This is a genomic window from Variovorax sp. CCNWLW186 (assembly GCF_037203865.1).
Classification (GTDB): Bacteria; Pseudomonadota; Gammaproteobacteria; order Burkholderiales; family Burkholderiaceae_C; genus Variovorax.
In genome coordinates, this window is record NZ_JBBCBO010000003.1 from 217923 (window position 1) to 242103 (window position 24181).

The following is a 24181-nucleotide window of genomic DNA, read 5'->3' on the forward strand; positions in this document are numbered from 1 at the left end:
TCTACACTCGGTGCTGCCTTCCGGTCCAACTTCCCCACGCTCTCATGGAAATTCTTACCCTGGTGACGTTGTTCGTCATCGGTGCCTACATCCTCAGGTCGCGCGAGCAGCGCCAGCGCATCGCGCTGCTCGGGAGCCATCTGGGCAGATACCAGATCGAAAGGCTCATGGAAACCCTCACCGAGGGTTACCTGCGCTGCCTGGGCGAAGACGACGCCGAACGGCGCCAGCAGATCTGGAGCCTGCTCGATTCCACCGAGGAAAAACTCTCGGGCCAGTTCGACAGCTTTGCCGCAGCCTTCGCACGAGTCGACGCGGCGGATGCACGCGTGAGCAAGCTGCCCTTCGCCATTCCCTTCGCTCACAAGCTGTTCCCGGCCGCCACCTTCGACCTGCGCGAAGCGCTCGTGATCCATGCACGCGGCATTTCGGAGGTGATGCGCAACGAAGCGGGCCGCACGCCGAAGGCGAAGGCCTTCACCATGTCGGCCGAGCTGTTCCTGATGCAGCACACCTGCCATTGGTTCTGCAAGTCGAAAACCGTCGCGTCCGCGCGCATGCTGGCGCGGCACAAGACCTCGTACGAGCAACTGCTGGAAGCAGTGAGCCCGGCCACGCGCCGGGCTTACGGCACGCTCATCGGCCGGTGAGCCTTGCCAAGGCCCTTCAGTGATGCGAAGAGTGGTGCGATGAAGGCAAGAGCGGCAAGGTGAGCGTGGCCACCGCGCCGCCGCGTGCCGCATTGCCGAGCTCGATGCGTCCGCGGTGCAGCGCGGCAATCTCTTTCACGAAGGCCAGGCCCAGGCCCGTGCTTTTCTTCTGGCTGTGCGGCCGCGCCAGCGAATAGAACTTCTGGAAAACCTTTTCCTGCGCGTAGTCCGGAATGCCCGGTCCGCGGTCGCGCACGGTCACGCGCGCGAGCTTCGAGGTGGTCTCCAGCGTGAGCAGCACCTCGCTGCCCTGCGGTGAAAAATCGATGGCGTTGTCCAGCAGGTTGCTGACGGCGCGGCGCAGCAGGAACGGATCGCCCTCGGTACTGGCATCGGTGCGGATGTTCACGCGCACGCCGATGTTGCGCTTGGCCGCGGCGGGCTGCGCGCTGAGGGCGACGTCCTCGATCAGCGCGGCCAGCGCCACCGGCTCGGTGCGGTCGAGGCCGCGCCGCGTTTCGAGCGCGGTGAGTTCCATCATGCGGTCGACGATTTCCTGGATGCGCTGCGTTTCGCGTTCGATGTTCTTCAGGAAGCGCTCACGCTCCGCATGCGGCATCGACGGTTCCTGCAGCAGTTCGGCCGCACCGCGAATCGCCGAAAGCGGGCTCTTCACTTCGTGCGTGAAGGTCTGCACGTAGTCGGCCACGTAGTTGCGGCCCGTGAGCGCGTCGCGCATTTCGCTGAAGCCGGTGCGCACCGCATCGACCGCGCGCCGCGCCATGCGCGAAAGGCTCAATTTTTTCTGGGCGCGCACCCAGGTCCAGTAGTCCGAAATCAACCCGAACGGCCGCACCAGCCAGACCGAGACGATCACCGCCAGCAGCAGCAGCGCCAGGCCAGAACCCACGCCCACCCACAACGTGCGGGCGCGTGCATCTTCCACGAACTGGCCGAAGCTCTGCACCGGCTTGCCGACGCTGACCATGCCGACGATCTCGTTGTTCCAGCGGATCGGCGCGCCCACGTACATCACCGAGGTGCGCGGGTCGCCGTCGACGTCGCGCGAAGTGCGCGCGCCGTACAACCCCGCGAGCGTGCGGTTCACATCACTCCACTGCGAGTAGTCGGCACCCAGGTGCCTGCCGAGCGAATCGAACATCACCCGGCCGCTGCGGTCGGTCACGTACACGCGCAGCTCGACGCGGTTCTTGTGCAGGTTGTAGATCTGGGCCGAGAACTCGCGCGCATACACCGTGCGGAACAGCGGCTCGAGCCGCGCGGTGTTGATGGCACCGGCAATCACGTCCTGCTCGACCAGGCTGGCAATGAGCTGCGAGGTCTCGACCAGCGATTCCTCGGCCGATTCGCGGTAGCGCGGATCGATGTCGGACACCACGCGGTAGAGCAGGAAAGCGATGCCCGCCGTGTAGATCAGCAGGATGCCGATGAATATTCGCGTGCGCCGGCTCACGGCGTCTGGGGCAATTCTTCATTCAACGCGTAGCCGGTGCCGCGCAGCGTGCGGATCGGCTCCACATCGGGCGCCACGGCCTTGAGCTTGGCGCGCAGCGTTTTCACATGCGCGTCGACCGTGCGGTCGAAGCTGTCGCTCGCATCGTCCCAGACCAGTTGCAGCAACTCATCGCGCGTGAAAACACGGCCCGGCCGCTGCACCAGGAGCCGAAGCAGGCCGTATTCGTAGCGCGAGAGCTCGAGCAGCCGTCCGTAGTAGCGGATCTGCATGCGCTCGTTGTCCAGCGCAAACGGCGTTGCGGGTGGCTGGGAGCTCGCAGGAGCCGCCGCGCCCGGAATTTGAGGGGGACCCCCGTTGTTTGCTGCCGCGGGGCCTCCAGGGGCCGCTCGCGCGCTGCGCCGGAGGATGGTGCGCACCCGCGCCACCAGTTCACGCGGCGAAAACGGCTTGGCAATGTAGTCGTCGGCACCGAGCTCCAGCCCGACCACACGGTCGATTTCGTCGCTTCTTGCGGTGAGAAACAGCATCGGCACCTCGGCGCCGCCCTGCGACTGGTTCAGCGCGCGCAGGCGCTTGAAGAGCTCGAATCCGTTGAGGTCGGGCAGGCCGACGTCCAGTATGGCCAGCGCCGGCGGCTCCTGTGCGAACTGCGCGATGGCTTCCTCGGCCGTTGCGCACCAGACCGGCGTGAAGCCATCGCTCTTCAGGACGTATTGCAGCGTGTCGGCAATGCCCGATTCGTCTTCGGCGATCAGGATCCGGGGTTTGAAACTCATCCCCGGATGTTAGCGAGGGGGCGCCGCCCGGCGAGGCTGGTTTTGTGGCGTGGCGCCAAGGACACGGCGCGGCCTTTCGAGGTCTTTTTTTCCGGCGCGGCGTTGGCTCTGTATCTTCTTCTTATCTCTCTTATTCAAATTAGTAGTAGTAGATAAGGGTCGCACCTGTCTGTGGACATGCCGCTTTTTTCCTTGTGTGACAGTCACTTGTCATACCTCTGTCACTGTGCGCAGCCGCGCTTCCGTGCTGTCGCGCCAAAAGGAACAACATTGGCCGGCGCGTCCGCCCTGTGGATAACCGCCTGCTTGTGCCAGAACTCTCCCCAGAGTTGTCCTTTGACAGGGTTCCGGAATTCTGCGAAAGGCGGTTTCCGGCGCAAGAAATTCATTGCCGCTTATTTAGGCAGACTGTAGATTTGCCTTGTAAATCAAACACTTAGCTTTCTCCTACAAAGAAGTGCGAGTGTTATCCACAGAGTTGCCCAAGCTTTGTGGGGAGAACCGCAGCGGAACCTTCGCGCGCGGCGCCGAACGAACTTTGTCTTTCAACCAGCGGAATTTCCAACGTGACACCTACCGAAACCAAGGCCATCGTGACCCTCAGCCTCCTGGCTGCCTTTGTCGACGGCGAAAAGCACGAGCGCGAACGCGCGGAAATCAAGCGCATTGCCGAAGGCCTTTCGCAGGCGGATGGCGTGAACCTGCCCACGCTCTACCAGGACGTGCTGATGAAGCGCGTCTCGCTGGCTTCGGTGGCCGGCGAGCTGCAAAGCACCGAATCGAAGCAGCTGGCCTATGAAATGGCGGTGTGCGTGTGCGATGCGGACGGCACGCAATCGGAAGCGGAGCGCATGTTCCTGGCCGACGTGCGCACCTCGCTCGGGCTGGATGCCTCGGCCGCCCAGTTCTCGCGCCAGGCAGAAGAAATTGCCGCGGTTCCGGTGGCGGCCACCAGTGCCGCAGCGGCAGCAGCGCCCGTGCCTACGGCCGGTGCCGTGGCTGCGCAATTGCCCGACAGCGCCGAGCTCGACAAATCGATTCTCAACGCGGCCATCCTCAACGGCGCGCTCGAACTGCTGCCGGAAACGCTCTCGACCATGGCGATCATTCCGCTGCAGATGAAACTGGTCTACCGCATCGGCAAGGCTCATGGCTACGAGCTCGACAGCGGCCACGTCAAGGATTTCTTGGCGACGGTCGGCGTGGGCCTGACTTCGCAGTACCTGGAGCAGGCGGGGCGCAAGCTGCTCGGCGGCCTGCTCGGCAAGACGGGCGGCGGCATGCTGCGCGGCCTCGGCAACCAGGCGGTGAGTTCGGGCATGAGCTTCGCATCGACCTATGCGCTGGGGCACGTGGCCAAGCGCTACTACGCCGGCGGCCGCACGCTCTCCACGCAGATGCTGAAGGACGCCTTCGCGGGCGTGATGCAGGAAGGCAAGGGCCTGCAGACCCAATACCTGCCCGCCATCCAGGAAAAAGCCCGCACGCTCGACGCCGGCAAGGTGCTGTCGCTCGTCAGAGGAGCCTGAGTATTTTCCAGGAACACCGTGGAACCGGCTTTGCCGGGCCACTGGTGTTGCCCCCGGCGAGGGGGGTGGCGCAGCGACACGAAGTGCGCGAAGCCTGGGGGAGAGCCTATTTAGCCAAGTCGTCCAGGATGGGGCAGTCGGGGCGCGCGTCGCCATGGCAGCAATGCACCAAGTGCGCGAGCGTGCTACGCATCGATTGCATGTCGGCAATGCGCTGCTCCAGTTCGTCCAGGTGCTTTTGCGCCACGCGCTTCACGCTCGAGCTGGTACGCCGGCGGTTGTGCCACAGCCCGACGAGCTCGGCAATTTCTTCCATCGAAAAACCAAGGTCGCGCGAGCGCTTGATGAAGCGCAGCGTGTGGATGTCGGCATCGCCGTACTGCCGGTAGCCGCTTTCGGTGCGCGGCACGGCGGGCAGGAGGCCCAGGCCTTCGTAGTGCCGAACCATGCGCGCGGAAACACCTGAAAGCCTTGCAGCCTCGCCGATGGAGACGGTTCCGAAGCTGTTGCTCATTGCACCTTGTACCCGGCGTTCTCGATCGCGGCGACGATGTCCTGCCGCGGCTGCGTGCTCAGCACATCGACGTGGCCGGTTTCAAGATCCACCGTCACCTGCGCCTTGGGGTCGATGGTTTGCACCGCGTTCTGCACCGCGCTCACGCAATGGCCGCAGCTCATGCCCGAGACCTGGAATTTCTGGCTCATCTTTGTTGCTCCTGTTGAGAAGTTTAATCAAGGAAGCCGCCAGTTTGAACCCTCTCACGATGTCAATGTCCAGCGCAGGGGCACTGTGCTTTAGTCTTGACCTTGCCATGATGTGAGACTTTACCTTCGGTGCATGGACAATCTGCAGCACTACCCCTTGAACCCCATGAGCACCCTGGATCTTTCTGTCGGCGGCATGACCTGCGCATCGTGCGTGATGCGCGTGGAGCGCGCGCTCAAGAGCGTGCCCGGCGTGCAGGACGTGAGCGTGAACCTGGCCACCGAATCGGCCCGCGTGGTGGCGGCCGATGGTGAAGACATGGATGCGCGCCTGCGCCGCGCCGTGCGCGCCGCGGGCTACGAGCCGCGCGCGGCCGGCAATGCGGCCGAAGAAGCCGCGGCGGTGTCGCCCTGGCACGGCTTCGGCCCGGTGGGCATCGGCCTCTTGCTCTCGATACCGTTGCTGGCGCCCATGCTGGGGCAACCCTTCGGCCAGGACTGGATGCTTCCGCCCTGGGTGCAGTTGCTGCTGGCGGCGCCGGTGCAACTCTGGCTTGGCGCTCGGTTCTACCGTGCAGGCTGGCATGCCGCAAAGGCCCGCACCGGCAACATGGACCTGCTGGTGGCGCTCGGCACCAGCGCGGCCTTCGGGCTGTCGCTCTGGCTCTGGTGGCGCGCGGCCACGGGCGAGCACGCGGGGCATGGTGCCGCTGTGCCTCACCTCTACTTCGAGGCGTCGGCCGTGGTGATCACGCTGGTGCTGCTCGGAAAATGGCTGGAAGCGCGCGCCAAACGGCAGGCCACATCCGCCATTCGCGCGCTGCAGCAACTGCGGCCCGAAATTGCGCACCTCGTCGGCCAGCGTGGTGAAACCGATGTGCCGCTGGCCGAAGTGATGGTGGGCGACCGGCTTGCGGTGCGGCCGGGTGAACGCGTGCCGGCCGATGCGCGCGTGATCGAAGGGCGCTCCGAAGTCGATGAATCGATGCTCACCGGCGAGCCGCTGCCGGTGGCCAAGGGTCCGGGCGATGCGCTGACGGGCGGCGCCGTCAACGGCGACGGCCGCATGGTCGTCGAAGTGAGCGCGGTGGGTGCCGAAAGCGTGCTGGCGCGCATCATCCGCCTGGTCGAAGACGCGCAGGCCGCGAAGGCGCCGATCCAGCGGCTGGTGGACCAAGTCGCGGCGGTGTTCGTGCCCGTGGTGCTGTTGATTGCGCTCGCCACGCTGGCGGGCTGGCTGCTCGCGGGCGCCGGCATCGAGATTGCGATGATCCACGCGGTGGCCGTGCTGGTCATTGCGTGTCCTTGTGCGCTGGGCCTCGCGACGCCTGTCGCGGTGATGGCCGGAACCGGTGTGGCGGCGCGCCGCGGCATCCTCATCAAGGATGCGCGCGCGCTGGAACTTGCCCACAAGGTCGACACCGTGGCCTTCGACAAGACCGGCACGCTGACCCTGGGCCGCCCGGTGCTGACAGCGCTGATTCTCGCGGGAGACCTTGGCGACGAAGCCGGATTGCTGGCAACGGCAGCGAGTTTGCAAAGTGGCAGCGAGCATCCGCTCGCGCGTGCCGTGTCGGCGGCTGCGGCGCAGCGCGGCTTGCCGGTACCGACCCTGGGTGACATGCAGGCAATGCCGGGCCGCGGCGTGCGCGGTGAAGTGAATGGCGAGAGCTGGGCCATTGCAAGCCTGCGCTGGTGTGCCGAACTGGGCGTTGTTCCCGATGCGCCGCAAGTCGAGCGCCTGCATGCGCAGGGTGCCACCGTGTCGGCGCTGCTGCGCTTCGATGCGGCGGGCGCTGCGCAGGGACAGGCGCTGCTGGCCTTTGCCGACGAGCCGAAGCCCGAGGCTGCGCAAGCGGTTCGCACATTGCGTGCACGGGGCCTGCGCGTGGTGATGATCTCGGGCGACAACGAGCGTGCGGCGCAAGCCATGGCGGCGCGGCTGGGCATTGCCGCCGCGGATGTGCGTGCCGACGTTCTGCCGGCCGACAAGGCGGCGCAGGTCAGTGCACTGCGCAACGACGGCCATGTGGTCGCGATGGTCGGCGATGGCGCCAACGACGCACCCGCATTGGCCGCAGCCGATGTGGGCATTGCAATGGCGCCTTCGGGCGGCGGTACCGACGTGGCCATGGAAGCCGCGGGCATCACGCTGATGCGCGGCGACCTGGCGCTGGTAGCGCAGGCACTCGACCTTTCGGCACGCACGGTGGCAAAGATCAGGCAGAACCTTTTCTGGGCCTTTGCCTACAACGTGGCTGGCATTCCGCTCGCGGCCTTCGGGCTGCTGAGTCCCGTGGTGGCGGGTGCGGCCATGGCGCTGTCGAGCGTCAGCGTGATGGCCAATGCGCTGCTGCTGCGGCGCTGGAAGCCTTGAGGTTTTGCAGTTTCAGTCGATCAGCAACGCCAACAGCTGGTCGTCGATGTAGTCCGCTTCGCCGGCACGCTTGTAGAACTTGCGCAGCGTGCCTTCGCATTCGAAGCCGAGTTTCTCGTAGAAGCGCAGCCCCGGCACGTTGTCGCTTTCTACATAAAGCTCGATGCGCTTCACGCCGTCGGCCTTGAGATGCGCAATGGCATCGCTCACCATGGCGTGGGCGATGCCATTGCCGTGCAGCGCCGGATCGACCGCCAGCGTGCCGAAGCAGGCCACGTGCCGCACGCGGCCGGCGTAGCGCGTCGCACGATAGAAGCCCGCCACGCGGCCGCCGTCTTCATAGATGTAGAAGCAGCGGCTGTCGACCAGCTCTTTGTAGATGGCGCGAAATTCTTCCAGCGGCATCGGGTCGTAGCCGAGAAAGGGCACGACCCGCTCATGCATGTAGATGGTGAAGACCGCTTCGAGATCGTGTGGTGTTGCGAGCCTGCGCATGGGGTGACCGGGTTGCCTGCGGATGCGGAAGAGGCCGCCAGCATACCGAGTCCGGGCCCGTTTTCGCATGTTGCGTTGAAACGGCTGGCGCTTCAGCGCTGCGCGCCGCGGGAAGCAATCAGTACCGCGTTGGTGCCGCCAAATGCGAACGAATTGGAAAGCACATGGCGTAGGCCCCCGGCTTCGCGCGCCTCGCCTCGCACCAGGTCGAGGTCGAAGGCCGCATCGGGCACGCGCAGGTTGGCAGTGGGTGGAAGCATGCCGCGCGCCAAGGTGCGCAATGCGGCCACGAGCTCGATGGCACCGCCTCCGCCGAGCACATGGCCGTGGATGGCCTTGGTGGCGCTCACCGGCGTGGCATTGCCGAACACCTCGCGGATGGAAGCGGCTTCCGCGGCGTCGCCGGCGCGGGTGGCGGTGCCGTGCGCATTGATGTGGCCGACCTGCGAAGCCTCGATGCCGGCATCGAGCAATGCCGCCCGCATGGCGCGCACCTGGCCGGCGGCGTTGGGGTTGGTGATGTGCGCGGCGTCGCAATTGGTCGCATAGCCGGTCAGCGTGAGCGCCGTGCTGTCGGCAATGCCGCGTGCCGATGCGTGCGTTTCCGATTCGAGCACCAGCGCGGCGGCTCCCTCGCCCAGCGCAAAGCCCGCGCGGTCGCCCGAGAAAGGCTTGCAGGCGCTTTCGGGCGCACCGGGCGGCAAGGGCGCGGTCACGCGCATTGCGTGCCAGCTGGCCATCACGCCCGGCGTGAGCATCGCATCGTGTCCGCCGGCAATGGCCACGTCGATCCAGCCGCCGCGGATGGCGCGCATCGCTTCACCAATGGCCACCGCCGAAGAAGCGCAGGCGCAGGCGTATGCAATGGCGGCGCCTTGCGCGCCAAACTGCAATGCGAGCTCCGCCACCGCCGCGTTGGGCATGACGGTGAGCACCGTCGTGGGCCGCATGCGGCGCTGCTCGGCGTAGAGCGCCTGCGTGGTGTCGTCGAAGGTGCCTGCGCCGGCCAGGCCGCTGCCCCAGAAGATGCCGAGGCGCGTGGGATCGACGCTGCCGGCGTCGAGCCCGGCCTCTGCAGCGGCGTCGTGCGCGGCCGCGAGCGCCATTGCAGTGCCGCGGTCGAGCGGCAGGCGCGAGTTGCTTCGCACGTCGGCCGCGTCGAACTCGCAGGCGGCCACGGCAAGTTCCATCGGATCGAGACCTTCGATGCAAAGCGTTTGCGCGCGCACCGCCGAGCGTGCATTGAAGAGCGCATCGTCGAAGGCATCGACCGTGCGCCCGAGCGGTGTGACAAAGCCAAGGCCCGTGACGAACACCGGCGCACCGGCCGGCGAGATCGAATGGCCCTTGCCGTTGCTCACGCGAGCACGGCCGCCGGCGACTCGGCGTCGCACCTGATCTGCTCTTCGATCGCCTCGCACAGGCTCTGGAGCGTGATGCCCGCTTCTCGCGGATCGAGCCGGTCTTCGGGAAGGCGCAGATGGAAAGCGTCTTCCACCGCGAAGACGAACTCCATCAGCCCGAGCGAGTCGAGGCCGAGCTCGGACAAGGCCGTGCCGGGCGCAATGGCCGTTCGCTCGACTTCGAACTTGCTCACAAGGATGGCCGTGATGTTGTTGAAGATCAGTGAAGACAGGGAAGAGGACATGAAACGTTTCTTTCAGGCGAAAAAGTTGCTGCGGGTGGACGAGGCGGCGGAAGCAACCGACATGCCTGGGATGCCCGATGTGCTCGGTGTGCCATGTGCCACGGCATCGGCAAAGGCCACTGTCTCGCGCGCCACTTGGTGGCGGTCGTTGTCGATCGAGATCATGTGATAGCTGTCGGGCAGCACCACGCTGCGAAATGCCTTGCAGCGCAGGCCTCGAGCGAGGATGTCGAGGTTGGCCACGCTGGCCACTTCGTCCTGCCGCGCATGCAGCGCGAGCACGCTGGCGCACTGCACGCGGCGAAGGTTGCGCTTCACATGGCGGATCAGCCGGTCGTGCTCGCGCAAGTGGCCGACGCCGATCAGCGCGCTGCCGGCACTCGATACCTTGCGCTGGCGCAGTTCGCGCTCGATCCAGGCGCGCACGCGCTCGTTCTTCACACCGTAGGGCGGCCGCTCCCGGTACTGCCAGAGCCGGCCGAGCGGGGTGTACAACGCCAGCGGCAGCAGCACGTGCGTGCGCGGAATGGCCCAGCCGTCGAAGCGCAGCGTAGTCGACATCAGCACCAGCGCGTCGACATCGCTGCCGCAGCGGATGGCCGCGCCGAGCGCAAGCGACGAACCGGCCGAGATGCCGACCAGCAGCACACGGTCATGCTGCGCGCGCAGCATCCTGACCTGCGCTTCGATGGCGTCGAGCCAACGCTCGTAGGGTGCGGCGTACTGCACCGGCGCGGCGGCATCGAAGGAGTAGCCGTCGACGCGCATCGGATGCACCGGATACCCGCTGCCCCGCAGGGCCGATTGCACGGTCAGGAGCTCGTCAGGTGTGCTGCATAAACCATGCAGCAGCACGATGGCCGTGCGGCGCGCCGCGGGTTGCTGTCGTATGCTCATGGCGCGTTTATCGCCGCTGGGCACTGACGGGCCGCTGACCCTCCTTCGCGCAAGAATAGGCTTCTCAACCCACTACACACACCATGCGAATCCTGCTTGTCGAAGACGATGCCGTACTGCGCGACGTGATGCTGCGCAGCCTTGCGGATGCCGGCCATCGGGTCGACGTGTCGGCCAATGTCGAGGATGCCGATCACCTCTGGCGCGTGCAGCCCTTCGATGCGGTGCTGCTCGACCTGAACCTGCCGGCCACGGCAAGCCCCACGAGCGGCCTGGCAAGCGGCTTGACCGCCCTGCGCCAGGCACGCGCACGAGGCGACCGCACGCCGGTGCTGGTGCTCACGGCGCGGGGCCGCACCGAAGAGCGCATTGCGGGCCTCGATGCCGGTGCCGACGACTACCTGGGCAAGCCCTTCGACCTTGCGGAAGTCGAGGCACGCCTGCGCGCGCTCGTGCGCCGCGCCAAGGGCACCGAGGACATCGTGCTGCTGGGGCATCTCAAGCTCGACCGCAAGGCGCGCCGCTTTTCGACCGCGAACGGGCCGCTCGACCTGCCGGCGCGCGAGTTCGAAGTGCTGTGGGAGCTGATGAGCCCGCCGGGCCGTACGGTGAGCAAGCGGGCGCTTTCCGACAAACTCTCGAGCTTCGACGAATCGCTGGGCGACAACGCGCTGGAGGCCTTCATCTCGCGGCTGCGCAAGAAGCTGGTCGGCTCGGGCGCGGGCATTCGCACGCTGCGCGGCATCGGCTACCTGCTCGAAGCCGAAGTGTGAGCCGCACCGCACCCGCCGCGCCGCGCCGGCAGAAGGCCGCGCCTTCGCTCACGCGCCGCGTGCTGCGCAACGTGCTGGTGCCGTTGGCGCTCACCTGGATGCTGGGCGCGGTGATTGCGCTGGTCATTGCCAACTACTTTGCCGAGCAGGCCTTTGACCGCAGCATGCTCGACGACGCCTATGCGCTCTCGGCCAACGTGCAGGCGGGCGAGCGCGGCATCGAGCTGCTGCTGTCGCCGCGGGAGGTGGCCACGGTGCTGTTCGACCAGGTGGACCAGGTGTATTTCGCGGTGCAGCGGCTCGACGGCACGCTGATCTCGGGGCAGGCCGGCCTGAACGCGCCGCTGCCGGCGGAGGGCGCGCGCTTTCGCTTCTCGGACGTGAACCATGACGGCAAGGTCTTGCGCGCCGTGGTGCTCGATCACGACGTCGATCCCGGCCTGCTCATGCCCTACCGCGTGATCATTGCGCAGACCACGCTCAGCCGCGCGGCGCTGGTGCGGCAGCTGCTTGGTTTTGCGCTCACGCCGCAGGCGCTGCTGCTGGTGCTGCTTGCCGTGTGGCTCTGGCGTGGCATCCGGCGCGACCTGCGTCCGCTCGGCGAACTCCAGCAGGCGCTCGACCGCCGCGACGTGTACGACCTTTCACCGGTGGCGGTGGTCGAAACCTCGCGCGAAGTGCAGCGCCTGGGCAATGCGGTCAACGCGCTGTTCGAGCGGTTGAACCACAGCGTGCGAGCGCAGCGCGAGTTCGTGGGCAACGTGGCGCACGAGTTGCGCACGCCGCTCGCCGGCATTCGCGCGTTGGCCGAATACGGCTTGGCGCAGCATGACTCCAAGGTGTGGCGCGAGCAGCTCGCGCGCGTGGCCGAACGGCAGGCCCGTGCGAGCCATCTCATTGACCAGCTGCTGGCGCTGGCCCTGGCCGACGAAGCACGCACCGGTCTTGCGCGAGAACCGGTGCGGCTCGACGTGCTCGCCGAACAAACCGTGCTGCGGCACCTGGCCCGCGCCGACACGCGCGGCGTCGACCTGGGCGCGCGAGGCCTCGACGAACGGGTGACGGTGCTGGCGAACGAAGCCCTGGTCGAGGGCATTCTCGACAACCTGATCGACAACGCGCTGCGCTACGGCGGGCACACCATCACCGTCGAGCTGGCGGGTCGCACCCTGAGCGTGATCGACGACGGCCCGGGCATTCCGCTCGAGGCGCAGCGCGACCTGATGCAACGTTGGGCGCAAGGCCCGGCGGGCCAGAAGCTGGGGCAGGGCTCGGGGCTGGGCCTGTCGATCGTGGCGCGCTATGCGGAGCTGCTGGGCGCCGAGCTGCGGCTCGATGCGGCCGAGCCCTCGGGGTTGCGGGTGAGCGTGACCTTCGCGGAGATTCATCACCGTCCGCTGCAGGACGACTACGAGGGCACTGCGTCAGGCGGTGTGTCCGGCTCGGCCTCGTAGAGCTCCAGCGGCAGGCCGTCGGGGTCCGCAAAGAACGTGAAGCGGCGGCCCGTGTATTCATCGATGCGCAGCGGCTCCACTGCAACGCCTTGCGCGGCCAGTGCTTCGGCCGCGGCCTGCACGTCGGGCACTTCGAAAGACAGGTGTCGCAGGCCTTGCGCTTCGGGCCGGGTGAGGCGCGGCGGTGCGTCCGGAAAAGAGAACAGCTCGATCTGCGAACCGTCGGGCAGCGCGAGATCGAGCTTGTACGAATTGCGCGCCGCGCGGTAGTTTTCGGCCACCACGCGCAGGCCCAGCACTTCGGTATAGAAGCGCTTGGACACCTCGTAGTCGCCGCAGATCACGGCGACGTGATGCAGTCTTCCGAGTTGCATGGCGCTCAAGCCTCGAACTCCACTTCGCCTTCGATCTCGACCGGGATGTTGAACGGAAGCTCCGCCATGCCCACGGCGCTGCGCGCATGCGCGCCGACGTCGGGCCCGAAAAGTTCGAGCACGAGGTCCGAGAAGCCGTTGATGACGGCCGGCTGCTTGTCGAAGCCCGGTGCCGAGGCCACCATGCCGAACACGCGCGACCATGCAGTGATGCGGTCCAGGTCGCCGAGCGCGCGCTGCAGGCTGCCCAGCATCGCCAGCGCCGTCAGCCGTGCCGATGCGTAGCCTTGTTCGACAGTGAGTTCGCGGCCCAGCTTGCCGAGCGGCGCGGCAATGGTACCGTCGGCGTTGAGCGGGCCGTGGCCGGAGATGAGCGCGCGGCTTCCGACGATGCGCACGAAGCTGAAAGGCAGCACCACGCCGGGCGGCGGCGAGACCGGCGGCGGCAGCACGAGGCCGAGGGTTGCGAGTCGCTGTTCGATGCGGGCCATGGCGTTTGTCTCCTGCGGCGGTCAAATGTGCCGCCGCATCTTGCCATGGCCTCGCGCCGCGGCGCGAACTCAGGCCAGCGTCGGATAGTCCGTGTAGCCCTTGGCGCCGCCGCCGTACATCGTGGCCTTGTCCACTTCATTGAGCGGTGCGTTCTCGCGCAGGCGGCGCACCAGGTCGGGGTTGGCGATGAAGGGCTTGCCGAAGGCCACGAGGTCGTCGCCTTCCTTGACGGCTTCATCGGCCAGCGGCTTGTCGTAGCCGTTGTTGACCATCCATGCGCCCTTGCCGCCGGCTTGGCGATAGGCGGCCTTGAGTGCCTCGTAGTCGAACGGGCGGTCTTCGATTTCGCGCGGGCCGCCGGTGGCGCCTTCGATGATGTGGATGTAGGCCAGGCCCAACGGCGCCAGCTGCTTCACCACGTAGGTGAAGAGCGGCTGCGGATCGGAATCGTGCACGTCGTTGGCGGGCGTGACGGGCGACAGGCGAATGCCGGTCTTGCCGCCGCCGACCGCATCGACCACGGCGCGCGTGGCTTCGAGCAGCAGGCGGGCGCGGTTCTCAATGCTGCCGCCGTAGTCGTCGGAGCGCTTGTTGCTGCCGTCTTTCAGGAACTGGTCGAGCAGGTAGCCGTTGGCGCCATGCAGTTCCACGCCGTCGAAGCCGGCGGTTTCCACTGCGTTGCGCGCGGCGGCGGCGTAGGTGTGAACGATGCCGGGCAACTCTTCGGCGTCGAGCGCGCGCGGCTCGGAGGTTTCGACGAAGGTCGGCACGCCGTCCTTGATGAGCACGGTCTTGGTCTTGGCGGTGATGGCCGAGGGTGCGACCGGCTTGGCGCCGTCAGGTTGCAGTTCGGTGTGCGACACGCGGCCCACATGCCAGAGTTGCACCACGATTTTGCCGCCCTTGGCGTGCACCGCGTCCGTCACGCGCTTCCATCCGTCGAGCTGTTCGGTGCCGTAGAGGCCCGGCACGTCGGCATAGCCCTGGCCCTGGTGGCTGATGGCGGTGGCCTCGGTGATGAGCAGGCCGGCCGAGGCGCGCTGCGCGTAGTAGGTGGCGGCCATCTCGGTCGGGATGGCATTCGGCGAGCGGTTGCGCGTGAGCGGTGCCATCACGATGCGGTTGGCGAGTTGCAGGTCGCCGGCTTTTACGGGGTCGAAGAGAGAGGGCATTGCGTGAACCGGAGATGGCCGGAAAGAGTGGGACAGAGGCCGCGAGGCTAAGCCCGCGCGGCCAACCCTGCTGCGGCACGGTTGCCCGTTTGCTGCTAGGCGCCTGGCGCGGCGTGGTCTGCCGGGGCGTTTGCCTCCAGCAGCGCGAGCCATTCGGCGCCCACGCGTATCGGCATTGCGAGCAGGATCTGCCCCATGCCCTTGCCAAGCGCATCGTTGCGCAGCGACGCCATGCCGCCGCCGCCCAGCGCCTGTTCGCAGACGAAGTTGAAGGAACAGATCCCCGGCACTTCATAGCGCGTGACGGGGCCCTTGACCAGGTGCGCGAGCCATTCGGCCACGCGCGCCTCGGTCAGTTGCTCGCGCAGCAGCGGCAGCAGGGCAGGGTGGCGCGCGATGACGCCGATGTTGGAGGTGTCGCCCTTGTCGCCGCTGCGAGCCCAGGCGAGACGGATGAGCGGGACTTCGACGATGCCGGCATCGTCGTCGAAAGATGCAACCTGCGGTTCGGCAATGCTCGGCGGCGGCGGCGGCGGCGTTGGCGAGAACGTCTCTTCGCCGGCAGCCGGCCCCGCATCGCGCGGCACTTCGATGCGCTGCCCGTCGATCGCCACGCGCGCTTCCACCTTCGGCTTGTCGAGCAGGAATGCGTACTGGCGAATCGACGGCGACACCGGCGAGCGCCCACCGCCGGCCCCGGTGGTGCCCGGCGCCCAAGAGGTGCCGGCCGGTGCCACCTCGCGCGCGAAGAGCTCCAGCGCTTCCTTGCGCGAGTGCGTGACCGCAACCCGGAGCACGGCCTCACGTGTTTGCGTTGCGCGCGCGTGCGGACCGTAGCAAGACTCCGCGCCAAGCACCTCGAGCTGCGTGCCGCTGTAGGGACCGAAGCCATGCTGCGCAAACAGCGTTCTCGTGCGTGCGAGGATCGCCTCGCCGGTGCGTTGCGCCTTGGCCACCGCATCGAAGCCTACGATGGTGAGTTGCGATGCGGCCTTGAACCCATCGACATAGGTGGCGCACACCTTGTAGCTCGCAGTGGGTGCGCGGCCGCGCGCGCCGTGCACGCGCACGCGGTGTTCGCCGGCCTGCTCGATGCGTACCTGCGTGAAGTCCGCCACTACGTCGGGCAGCAGGTAGGCCGAGGGATCGCCGATTTCATACAGCATCTGCTCGCCCACCACCGCCGGCGTCACCTTGCCGCCCGTGCCCGCTGGCTTGGTGACGACAAAGCGGCCGTCGGCATGGCACTCGACGATCGGGTAGCCGATGTTCGGCCAGTCGGGCACGGTGTCCCAGTCCGTGTGCAGGCCGCCTGTGGCCTGGCAGCCGCATTCGATGATGTGGCCGGCGAGGCTGCCGGCCGCGAGCAGGTCGTGGTCGCCGGGCTGCCAGCCGAACTCGTGCATCAGCACGCCGAGCGTCACGGCCGAGTCGACGCACCGGCCGGTGATGACCACCTGCGCGCCCGCGTCCAGAGCCGCCTGGATGGGCCGCGCGCCGAGATAGGCATTGGCCGTGAGCACGCGCTCGGGCAGCGGTGCGCCGCTTTGCAGGTCGCGCACTGGGGGTTGTTGCTGCCGAAGCTGCGGCAGCAGCGGCGAGACGTCGTCGCCGCTCACCACCGCGATCTTCAATGCAATGCCTTGCTCGGCGGCGAGCGCGGCCAACGCATCGGCGCAGCCCTGCGGATTGACGCCGCCCGCGTTGCTCACCACGCGGATGCCTTGCTGCACAACGTCCTTCAGCACCGCCTTCATCGCAACCGAGACGAAGTCGGTGGCGTAGCCGAGCTCCGGTTTCTTGAGCCGCGCACCCGCGAGGATCGACATGGTGAGCTCGGCCAGGTAGTCGAACACCAGGTAGTCGATTTGCCCGCTGGCCACGAGCTGCGGCGCCCCCACGCTGCTGTCGCCCCAGAAGCCCGATGCACCGCCGATGCGCACGACGCGGTTCATCGGCCGCTCCACTGCGGCTTGCGCTTTTCGCGAAAGGCGAGCTGGCCCTCCGCCGCGTCTTCGGTCAGTGCAAAGAGGCCGATCTGGCTTTCGGTGAACGCCATCGATTCCTCGAAGGCCATCGCTTCGATTTTCTTCATGGTGTACAGGCCGCGCCGTATGGCCGCGGGCGACTTGTCGAGCATGCGGCCGAGCAGCCAGTCGACCGTTGCATCGAGGTCGTCGCTCACCTGGTTGACGAGCCGATACTCCAGCGCCTGTGCGGCGCTGATCGGTTCGCCGGTGATGCACATCTCGGCCAGCACGCGCCGCGGCAGCAGGTTGCCGAGCACGCTGAGCACCTGCGCGGGAAAGAGGCCGACCTTGACCTCGGGAAGCCCGAACACGGCCTGGCTGCTGGCCACGGCCATGTCGCACATGCCCATGATCCCCATGCCGCCCGCCATGCAGGCGCCGTTGATGCGCGCGATCAGCGGCACGGTCGATTGGCGCGCCTGGCGAAAGAGGTTCGCAAAGCCCTGATGGGGCTCCGCATAGTCGAACTTGAAGGAGGTGCCGCTCTGCAGATCGGCGCCTGCACAGAAGGCGCGGGTGCCACTGCCGGTAATGACTACGGCCCGCACCGCGCGGTCCTGGTTGGCGCACGCAAGCGCATTCGACATTGCGGAGAGCACGCCCGCGCTGATGGCGTTGCGGCGCTCCTCGCGGTCGATGGTGAGCCACATCACGGGGCCGCGCATCTCCTCGCGCACTTCCTCGCGCAGTTTTGGGGCTGAAGGGGCTTCGGCCATCGTTCGGGTCCTTCGCTGCAAGGTGGAATTCGACCCCTAGCGTGGCCCGAAAAAAAAGCCGCAACATGCGGCTTGTGGCTGAAGCGGCCCGGGTTTTCCCTAGAGGGCCGAACCGCTTGCAGGCGCGTTCTGGGCGCTTCTTCTTACTTCAGCAGGCCTTCGGCCTTCATCGCCTCCTGAACGGCGGGGCGGGCAGCAACGCGCGCGTGCCATGCCTGCACATTGGCGAAGTCCGAAATGTTCACGCCGGTGGGCTTGGCCCAGTTGGTCACGGTGAACAGGTAGCCGTCGGCCACGCTGAAGTGGTCGCCCATCAGGTAATGCTTGTCCGCGAGCTGGCCGTCGAGCCACTGGTAGCGCGACTTGAGCTTGTCCTTGAAGATGGTCTTGGCTTCTTCGGGCATGGCCGAGTTGAACAGCGGGCTGTAGCCCTTGTGCATTTCGGTGCCGATGAAGGTCAGCCACTCTTGCAGGCGATAGCGCTGCAGCGTGCCGGCGGCTGGCGCGAGGTTCTTGGTGGGCGCGAGATCGGCAATGTACTGGACGATGGCCGGGCCTTCGCGCAGGCGCGTGCCGTCGTCGAGCTCGAGCAGCGGCACATAGCCCAGCGGGTTGATGCCGTAGTAGTCGGTGCCGTCCTGAAGCTTGTGGCTCTTGGTGCTGGCCAGCACAGGTTCGAAGGCGAGGCCGGCTTCGTGCAGCGCGATGTGGGGCGAGAGCGAGCAGGCGCCGGGCGAGTAATACAGCTTCATGCGAGGAATCTCCGAAGGATGTGGATAGCGAAAAGATCTTTGGACCGCCTGCATGCTAGCGGGTTTCACGATGCGCGTTTTGTCCTACGGCTGCTCGCGCGCGCCGACTATCGGTGCGGCGGCGGGCCCTTTCTAAGCTCGCCGCAACGGTGGGGTGGCCCACCACAAGGAGTTTCAGATGTTGAAGTACGCGATCATCTTTGCGGTCATCTCGCTGGTGGCCGGTGTCCTGGGCTTCGGCGGCGTTGCGGCCGGCGCGGCCGGTATTGCCAAGCTGCTGTTCGGCCTGTTCCTGGTGCTGGCGGTGATCTTCGTGGTTCTCGCGGCGTTGGGAATCGGGGCAGTCAAAAAGGCAATCGATTGATGCACGGCCTTGTTCCGCGGTGGCCGCGCACGCGTCCGTTGGGCGTACTGCTGCAGAGCCCGGCCCACCGCGTGATGCGGGTGCTGCTGGTGACGCAAACGCACTGGCAGCTTCCTGAGCACCGCTCGCGCCGCCGGCGCGCCTGAACCCCGATCGACAACAACAAACCACCGAAGGCGCGCATGCACATCTCCCACATCGAGGCGGAACTCGGCTACGAAGTCAGCGCACCCGCGCACATGCAGCTCAACATCGAGGCTGCGCAGGCGGGCTCGCAAGCCGTGATCAGCGAAGCGCTGACCATCGAGCCGCCGACGGAGGTGCAGGTGTATTGCGACGAGTCGAGCGGCAACCGGTTCGTGCGCTTCGATGCACGGCCCGGCCCGCTGAAGATCCGCTACAAGGCGACCGTGCAGCGCAGGCAGGTCGACGTGCCGCTCGATCTGCAGGAGGTGCCGGTCAACGAGGTGCCGAACGAAATACTCCACTACATGATGCCGTCGCGCTACTGCGAGTCGGACCTGATGTCGCGTTGCGCGCAGCAACTCTTTGGCGATCTCGCGCCGGGCATCGGCCGGGTGCAGGCCATCGTCGACTGGATTCACGACAGCATCACCTACGAGCCGGGCAGCAGCGACTCGACGACGACCGCGCGCGAAGTGTTCGTGGAACGCGCCGGCGTTTGCCGCGACTTTGCGCACCTGGGCATTACCTTCTGCCGCGCGTTGAACATTCCGGCGCGGCTGGTGGTGGGCTACGTGTGGTTCGACGAACCGCCGCAGGATTTCCATGCCGTCTTCGAAGCCTGGCTTGGCGGACGATGGGTGCTGTTCGACCCGACTCGCATGGCGCCGGTCGACCGGCTGGTGCGGGTGGGCACGGGGCGCGACGCCAAGGACGTGGCCTTTTGCACGATATTCGGCGCGGTGGCCATGACGGGCAAGACGCTGGTGATTCGCGAACTGCAGGACGAGAGCGTGGCGCCGCCAGCCGAGCCCGAGCCCACGGGCGCTCTGGTGGGCATCGAAAAGCCGGTGCCTGTCGTGGAACTGGCTGCCGCAGCCGATTAGACCTGATGCAGCCTTGTTGTGATGCTATCAAATAGATAGCTATCAAATGGTTGCTGGAACGATATCCGGGCGTTTTTAGGGCAATTAACCACGTTGCCCCCATTCCGGGCGCAAAGCGGCACCCCCGATTAAAATTGGTGCCCCCTTTGCGCAGCGCACGCGTCAGTGCGCCCCTCTCTCATGCTGTATCCCGAAGAATTCGATGTCATCGTCGTTGGCGGTGGCCATGCCGGCACTGAAGCCGCGCTTGCTGCTGCCCGCATGGGCGCGAAGACGCTGCTGCTCTCCCACAACATCGAGACGCTGGGGCAGATGAGCTGCAATCCGTCGATCGGCGGCATCGGCAAGGGCCACCTGGTGAAAGAGGTCGATGCGCTGGGCGGCGCGATGGCAATTGCCACCGACGAGGCGGGTATCCAGTTTCGCATTCTGAATTCGAGCAAGGGCCCGGCCGTTCGCGCGACCCGCGCGCAGGCCGACCGTGTCTTGTACAAGGCCGCGATTCGCCGCCGCTTGGAGAACCAGCCGAACCTGAGCCTGTTTCAGCAAGCGGTCGACGACCTGATGGTGGAAGGCGACCGGGTGGTGGGCGCCGTCACGCAGGTGGGCATTGCCTTTCGCGCACGCACCGTGGTGCTCACGGCCGGGACTTTTCTCGACGGCCGCATTCACGTTGGCCTCGACAACTACCAGGCCGGGCGCGCGGGCGATCCGCCGGCCATCAGCCTGTCAGCGCGGCTCAAGGAACTGAAGCTGCCCCAGGGGCGCCTCAAGACCGGCACGCCGCCGCGGCTCGACGGCCGCACCATCGACTTTTCGAAGTGCACCGAACAACCGGGCGACGGCATGCCGGGCGGGGCAGGGCCCATGCCGGTGTTCAGCTTCATGGGCCGGGTCGACATGCACCCGCAGCAAATGGCCTGCTGGATCACGCACACCAACGAGCGTACGCACGACATCATTCGCTCCGGCTTCGACCGCAGCCCGATGTTCACCGGCAAGATCGACGGCGTCGGCCCGCGCTACTGCCCTAGCGTGGAAGACAAGATCAACCGCTTTGCCGACAAGGAAAGCCACCAGATCTTTCTCGAGCCCGAAGGCCTGACGACCAACGAGTACTACCCGAACGGGATTTCGACCAGCTTGCCGTTCGACATTCAGTACCAGCTCGTTCGCTCGATGCCGGGCCTGGAGAACGCCCATATCCTTCGGCCGGGCTATGCCATCGAGTACGACTACTTCGATCCGCGCGAGCTCAAGAGCAGCTTCGAGACCCGGGCCATTAAGGGCCTCTTCTTTGCCGGCCAGATCAACGGGACCACCGGCTACGAAGAGGCCGCGGCCCAAGGTTTGTTTGCCGGCATCAACGCTGCGCTTCAATGCCGGGGTGAGGATGCTTGGCTGCCGCGCCGCGATGAAGCCTACCTGGGCGTGCTGGTTGACGACCTGATTACCAAGGGTGTGACCGAGCCGTACCGCATGTTTACCAGCCGAGCGGAGTTCCGGCTGCAGCTCCGCGAAGACAACGCCGACATGCGGCTGACCGAAGCAGGGCGCAAGCTCGGGTTGGTGGGCGACGAGCAATGGGATGCTTTCAGCCGGAAGCGCGATGCTGTTTCACGTGAAACACAACGGCTCAAATCGATTTGGGTGAACCCGCGCAACCTGCCAGCGGCGGAGTCGGAGCGGGTGCTGGGCAAGGCCATCGAGCACGAATACAACTTGGCCGATCTGCTGCGCCGGCCCGATGTGAGCTATCAAACCCTGATGTCGCTGGACGGTGGGAAGTACAGCGCAGCCTCGGCGCTCAGCGAAACCGAGATTGAGCAGATCGAGATCTCGGCCAAGTATTCCGGCTACATCGAGCGGCAGCATGACGAAGTAGAACGCGCCGCGCACTTCGAGAACCTGCGGCTGCCGGCGGATTTCGACTACAGCCAGGTCAAGGCTCTTAGCTTCGAGGTTCGCCAGAAGCTCGACAAGCACCGGCCCGAAACGCTGGGCTTGGCTTCGCGCATCTCGGGCGTGACGCCTGCCGCAATTTCCCTGTTGATGATCCATCTGCGAAAAGGCGGCCACAAGGCGTTCAACCGTGACGCCGTCACGGAAGCGACCGCAGAATCGCAGCCCGCCCAATGAGCGCGCCCATCGAAACGCTGCGCCAAGGCGCGGCAGCCCTGGGCACCGCTTTGTCCGATAAGCAGGCGGAGCAGCTGCTGGCGTACGGCACGCTCATGCTCAAGTGGAACAAGGTCTACAACCTGACGGCCTTGCGCGACCCGGCCAGTGTGTTGACGCACCATCTGCTCGACAGCTTGGCGGCGGTAGCCCCGCTGCAGCGGGAGTGGGCAGGGAAGGGGAAGCTTCTCGATGTCGGATCCGGCGGCGGATTGCCCGGCGTGGTGATTGCCATCATGCGGCCCGATCTCGATGTGAGCTGCCTCGATGCCGTCGCCAAGAAGGCGGCCTTCGTTCAACAGGTGGCTGCCGAACTTGAATTGCCCAATCTGCGCGGCCTTCACGCGCGGGTCGAATCGCTCACCGGCAGCTACGAAATCATCAGTTCCCGCGCCTTCGCTTCGCTCCCGGATTTCTTCAACGGATCGAAACACCTGCTGGCGCCCGGCGGCGTCTGGCTGGCCATGAAAGGCAAAGTACCGAGCGACCAACTTGCCGTGCTGCCCCAAGAAGTCGTAGTGTTTCACGTGGAACAACTGACCGTCCCGGGCTTGGACGCCGAGCGCTGCATCGTTTGGGCGCGCAAAGAAACCGCCTGAATCGGCAAAAAAGAAGCGGCGACGCCGGTGAAAGCCGGCGCCAAGCGCTCCTCGCGGCACCTGCCTCGCTTAGACTCGACGCCTTCCCCTGGCTCTCTTTTTCGAGGCAAATCCCATGTTCGGCATTGCTGACTACGGCGCATTCGTTGTTGCCATCGTCCTCTTTCTCCTGATTCCCGGTCCGGGCAACCTGGCGCTGATTACCTCGACCAGCAAAGGCGGAATCCGCGGCGGGCTGGCCGCCACCTTCGGCGTGATCATTGGCGACCAGTTCCTCATGTGGGCGGCGGTGGCGGGCGTCTCGGCCGTGCTGGCCGCTTACCCGACCGCCTTCGCCGCCGTGCAGTGGCTGGGTGCGGCCTACCTTGCCTGGCTCGGCTTCAAGATGCTGCTTGCCAAGCCCGGCGCAGCGCCGATTCTCAACATTCGCCCCAGCCACTTCTTGCGCCAGGCGCTGATGATCACCTTGCTCAACCCCAAGGCGATCGTGTTCTACATGGCTTTCTTTCCGCTGTTCGTCGATCCGGCGCGCCACCAGGGCGTGGTCACTTTCGGCGCCATGGCGGTCACGATTGCCGTGCTCACCTTTCTGTACGGCCTCACGTCCACGCTGCTCACGCACTTTTTGGCCGAACGCATCCGCGCCAATCCGCGTATTTCAGGCGCCCTTGAAAAGCTCGCGGGTGTCTTTCTGATTGCCTTCGGCGTCAAGCTCGCCATTTCCCGCTGATCTCCACATGGCCAAGATTTTCTGTATTGCCAACCAGAAGGGCGGCGTCGGCAAGACTACCACCACCGTCAACCTTGCCGCCGGCTTGGCCAAGGTCGGCCAGCGGGTGCTGATGATCGACCTCGACCCCCAGGGCAATGCAACCATGGGTTCGGGCATCGACAAGCGCCAGCTGGAACTGACGGTGTACGACGTGCTGCTCGAATCGGCCTCTGTGGCCGAGGCGCGCGTAAAGGCCGACAAGCTGGTGGAGGGCGGCTGCGGCTACGACGTGCTGGGCGCCAACCGCGAACTGGCGGGTGCGGAAGTGGAAATGGTGGCGCTCGACCGTCGCGAGAAACGCCTGCGCACCGCGCTGGCCGCCGTCGGCGCCGAGTACGACTTCGTGCTGATCGACTGCCCGCCGAGCCTGAGCCTGCTCACGCTCAACGGCCTGTGCGCCGCCCATGGCGTCATCGTGCCGATGCAGTGCGAGTACTTCGCGCTCGAAGGGCTGACCGACCTGGTCAACACCATCAAGCAGGTGCACGCCAACCTCAACAAGAACCTGCAGATCATCGGCCTGCTGCGCGTGATGTTCGATCCGCGCATCACGCTGCAGCAGCAGGTGAGCGAGCAGCTCAAGTCCCACTTCGGCGACAAGGTGTTCGACACGGTCATTCCGCGCAATGTGCGGCTTGCGGAGGCGCCGAGCTACGGACTGCCTGGCGTGGTGTTCGATCCGGCCGCCCGTGGCAGCCAGGCCTTCATCGCCTTTGCCAAGGAGCTGGTCGAGAAGATGCCGCCGGCCAGCGCATTCGCCTCCGGCGCGGTGGCGCCGCCCATCGCAGAGGTTGCGCCGGCTGCTCCCAACCTGGCGATTCCCGAAGACGTGCTGGCACCTGCGGCCGCACCCGACACCAGCGAAAAAAGCATCTGACGCC

The 24181-nt window shown here is 66.2% G+C and carries 26 protein-coding genes; 12 read left to right on the top strand and 14 right to left on the bottom strand.

What is annotated here, in order from left to right:
• Nucleotides 1-44 precede the first annotated feature (44 nt).
• Complete coding sequence (locus tag V9K97_RS05260; RefSeq protein ID WP_258503157.1) at nt 45-650, top strand: hypothetical protein; 606 nt, start codon at nt 45-47, stop codon at nt 648-650.
• 16 nt (nt 651-666) lie between these two features.
• On the opposite strand, the gene creC is transcribed toward V9K97_RS05260, so the two are convergent.
• The gene (gene creC / locus V9K97_RS05265; protein WP_337316760.1) at nt 667-2124 is read right to left on the bottom strand and encodes a two-component system sensor histidine kinase CreC; all 1458 of its coding nucleotides are present in this window, start codon (nt 2122-2124) and stop codon (nt 667-669) included.
• On the bottom strand, nt 2121-2903 hold the full coding sequence (gene creB, locus V9K97_RS05270) for a two-component system response regulator CreB (protein WP_337316761.1): 783 nt from the start codon (nt 2901-2903) through the stop codon (nt 2121-2123). The genes creC and creB overlap by 4 nt, the downstream gene beginning before the upstream one ends.
• Nucleotides 2904-3469: 566 nt before the next feature.
• On the opposite strand from creB, the gene V9K97_RS05275 reads away from it, so the two are divergent.
• On the top strand, nt 3470-4432 hold the full coding sequence (locus V9K97_RS05275) for a YcjF family protein (protein ID WP_337316763.1): 963 nt from the start codon (nt 3470-3472) through the stop codon (nt 4430-4432).
• A gap of 106 nt (nt 4433-4538) precedes the next feature.
• Here V9K97_RS05275 and cueR read toward each other — a convergent pair whose 3' ends face one another.
• Nucleotides 4539-4946 (bottom strand): Cu(I)-responsive transcriptional regulator, encoded by a 408-nt coding sequence (gene cueR / locus V9K97_RS05280; RefSeq protein ID WP_126746570.1) that lies wholly within the window; start codon nt 4944-4946, stop codon nt 4539-4541.
• Nucleotides 4943-5137: a heavy-metal-associated domain-containing protein gene (locus tag V9K97_RS05285; RefSeq protein ID WP_126746571.1), complete on the bottom strand. Its 195-nt coding sequence runs from the start codon at nt 5135-5137 to the stop codon at nt 4943-4945. The genes cueR and V9K97_RS05285 overlap by 4 nt, the downstream gene beginning before the upstream one ends.
• 133 nt (nt 5138-5270) lie before the next feature.
• Between V9K97_RS05285 and V9K97_RS05290 the strand changes: the two genes are divergently transcribed.
• Entirely contained in the window at nt 5271-7514 is a 2244-nt protein-coding gene (locus V9K97_RS05290; protein WP_337316765.1) for a heavy metal translocating P-type ATPase, read from the top strand.
• Between the two features lie 12 nt (nt 7515-7526).
• Here the strand turns inward: V9K97_RS05290 and V9K97_RS05295 are convergent, their stop codons facing one another.
• The 4 genes from V9K97_RS05295 to V9K97_RS05310 all read right to left on the bottom strand — a co-directional run bounded on the left by V9K97_RS05295 (nt 7527) and on the right by V9K97_RS05310 (nt 10554).
• On the bottom strand, nt 7527-8009 hold the full coding sequence (locus V9K97_RS05295) for a GNAT family N-acetyltransferase (RefSeq protein ID WP_337316767.1): 483 nt from the start codon (nt 8007-8009) through the stop codon (nt 7527-7529).
• Nucleotides 8010-8101: 92 nt separating this feature from the next.
• Nucleotides 8102-9370, bottom strand: a complete 1269-nt coding sequence (locus V9K97_RS05300) for a beta-ketoacyl-[acyl-carrier-protein] synthase family protein (RefSeq protein WP_443302711.1) — start codon at nt 9368-9370, stop codon at nt 8102-8104.
• Nucleotides 9367-9657, bottom strand: coding sequence for an acyl carrier protein (locus tag V9K97_RS05305; RefSeq protein WP_258503165.1), 291 nt, complete (start codon nt 9655-9657; stop codon nt 9367-9369). Before V9K97_RS05305 ends, V9K97_RS05300 begins: the two co-directional genes overlap by 4 nt.
• A 12-nt stretch (nt 9658-9669) precedes the next feature.
• On the bottom strand, nt 9670-10554 hold the full coding sequence (locus V9K97_RS05310) for an alpha/beta hydrolase (protein ID WP_337316769.1): 885 nt from the start codon (nt 10552-10554) through the stop codon (nt 9670-9672).
• An 83-nt stretch (nt 10555-10637) separates the two neighbouring features.
• On the opposite strand from V9K97_RS05310, the gene V9K97_RS05315 reads away from it, so the two are divergent.
• Both V9K97_RS05315 and V9K97_RS05320 read left to right on the top strand, forming a co-directional pair.
• Nucleotides 10638-11327 (top strand): response regulator transcription factor, encoded by a 690-nt coding sequence (locus tag V9K97_RS05315; RefSeq protein ID WP_157611156.1) that lies wholly within the window; start codon nt 10638-10640, stop codon nt 11325-11327.
• The gene (locus tag V9K97_RS05320; RefSeq protein WP_337316771.1) at nt 11324-12781 is read left to right on the top strand and encodes a sensor histidine kinase; all 1458 of its coding nucleotides are present in this window, start codon (nt 11324-11326) and stop codon (nt 12779-12781) included. Before V9K97_RS05315 ends, V9K97_RS05320 begins: the two co-directional genes overlap by 4 nt.
• Here the strand turns inward: V9K97_RS05320 and gloA2 are convergent.
• The 6 genes from gloA2 to gstA form a co-directional block, all read right to left on the bottom strand.
• Nucleotides 12736-13155 carry an SMU1112c/YaeR family gloxylase I-like metalloprotein gene (gene gloA2, locus V9K97_RS05325; protein WP_337316773.1) on the bottom strand — a complete coding sequence of 140 codons (420 nt, stop codon included), beginning with the start codon at nt 13153-13155 and terminating at the stop codon, nt 12736-12738. The two genes, V9K97_RS05320 and gloA2, sit on opposite strands and share 46 nt — an antisense overlap.
• 5 nt (nt 13156-13160) lie before the next feature.
• On the bottom strand, nt 13161-13646 hold the full coding sequence (locus tag V9K97_RS05330; RefSeq protein WP_337316775.1) for a RidA family protein: 486 nt from the start codon (nt 13644-13646) through the stop codon (nt 13161-13163).
• Between the two features lie 69 nt (nt 13647-13715).
• On the bottom strand, nt 13716-14819 hold the full coding sequence (locus V9K97_RS05335; RefSeq protein WP_337316777.1) for an alkene reductase: 1104 nt from the start codon (nt 14817-14819) through the stop codon (nt 13716-13718).
• Nucleotides 14820-14914: 95 nt separating this feature from the next.
• Nucleotides 14915-16774, bottom strand: coding sequence for an acyclic terpene utilization AtuA family protein (locus tag V9K97_RS05340; RefSeq protein WP_337316779.1), 1860 nt, complete (start codon nt 16772-16774; stop codon nt 14915-14917).
• Nucleotides 16771-17565: an enoyl-CoA hydratase-related protein gene (locus V9K97_RS05345; protein ID WP_337316781.1), complete on the bottom strand. Its 795-nt coding sequence runs from the start codon at nt 17563-17565 to the stop codon at nt 16771-16773. Before V9K97_RS05345 ends, V9K97_RS05340 begins: the two co-directional genes overlap by 4 nt.
• Nucleotides 17566-17708: 143 nt before the next feature.
• A complete protein-coding gene (gene gstA / locus V9K97_RS05350) occupies nt 17709-18317 on the bottom strand; it encodes a glutathione transferase GstA (RefSeq protein ID WP_337316783.1) in 609 nt (202 codons plus the stop codon).
• A 178-nt stretch (nt 18318-18495) separates the two neighbouring features.
• Between gstA and V9K97_RS05355 the strand changes: the two genes are divergently transcribed.
• The 7 genes from V9K97_RS05355 to V9K97_RS05385 all read left to right on the top strand — a co-directional run bounded on the left by V9K97_RS05355 (nt 18496) and on the right by V9K97_RS05385 (nt 24177).
• Nucleotides 18496-18681 carry a DUF1328 domain-containing protein gene (locus V9K97_RS05355; protein WP_126746582.1) on the top strand — a complete coding sequence of 62 codons (186 nt, stop codon included), beginning with the start codon at nt 18496-18498 and terminating at the stop codon, nt 18679-18681.
• Nucleotides 18681-18827, top strand: coding sequence for a hypothetical protein (locus tag V9K97_RS05360; protein ID WP_337298670.1), 147 nt, complete (start codon nt 18681-18683; stop codon nt 18825-18827). The genes V9K97_RS05355 and V9K97_RS05360 overlap by 1 nt, the downstream gene beginning before the upstream one ends.
• 36 nt (nt 18828-18863) lie before the next feature.
• Nucleotides 18864-19751 (top strand): transglutaminase-like domain-containing protein, encoded by an 888-nt coding sequence (locus V9K97_RS05365; protein ID WP_337298671.1) that lies wholly within the window; start codon nt 18864-18866, stop codon nt 19749-19751.
• A 180-nt stretch (nt 19752-19931) separates the two neighbouring features.
• Nucleotides 19932-21890: a tRNA uridine-5-carboxymethylaminomethyl(34) synthesis enzyme MnmG gene (gene mnmG / locus V9K97_RS05370; RefSeq protein ID WP_337316785.1), complete on the top strand. Its 1959-nt coding sequence runs from the start codon at nt 19932-19934 to the stop codon at nt 21888-21890.
• Complete coding sequence (gene rsmG, locus V9K97_RS05375) at nt 21887-22528, top strand: 16S rRNA (guanine(527)-N(7))-methyltransferase RsmG (protein ID WP_337316787.1); 642 nt, start codon at nt 21887-21889, stop codon at nt 22526-22528. Before mnmG ends, rsmG begins: the two co-directional genes overlap by 4 nt.
• A 115-nt stretch (nt 22529-22643) precedes the next feature.
• On the top strand, nt 22644-23258 hold the full coding sequence (locus tag V9K97_RS05380) for a LysE family transporter (protein ID WP_258503178.1): 615 nt from the start codon (nt 22644-22646) through the stop codon (nt 23256-23258).
• A gap of 7 nt (nt 23259-23265) precedes the next feature.
• Nucleotides 23266-24177: a ParA family protein gene (locus tag V9K97_RS05385; RefSeq protein WP_258503180.1), complete on the top strand. Its 912-nt coding sequence runs from the start codon at nt 23266-23268 to the stop codon at nt 24175-24177.
• Nucleotides 24178-24181: the final 4 nt, after the last annotated feature.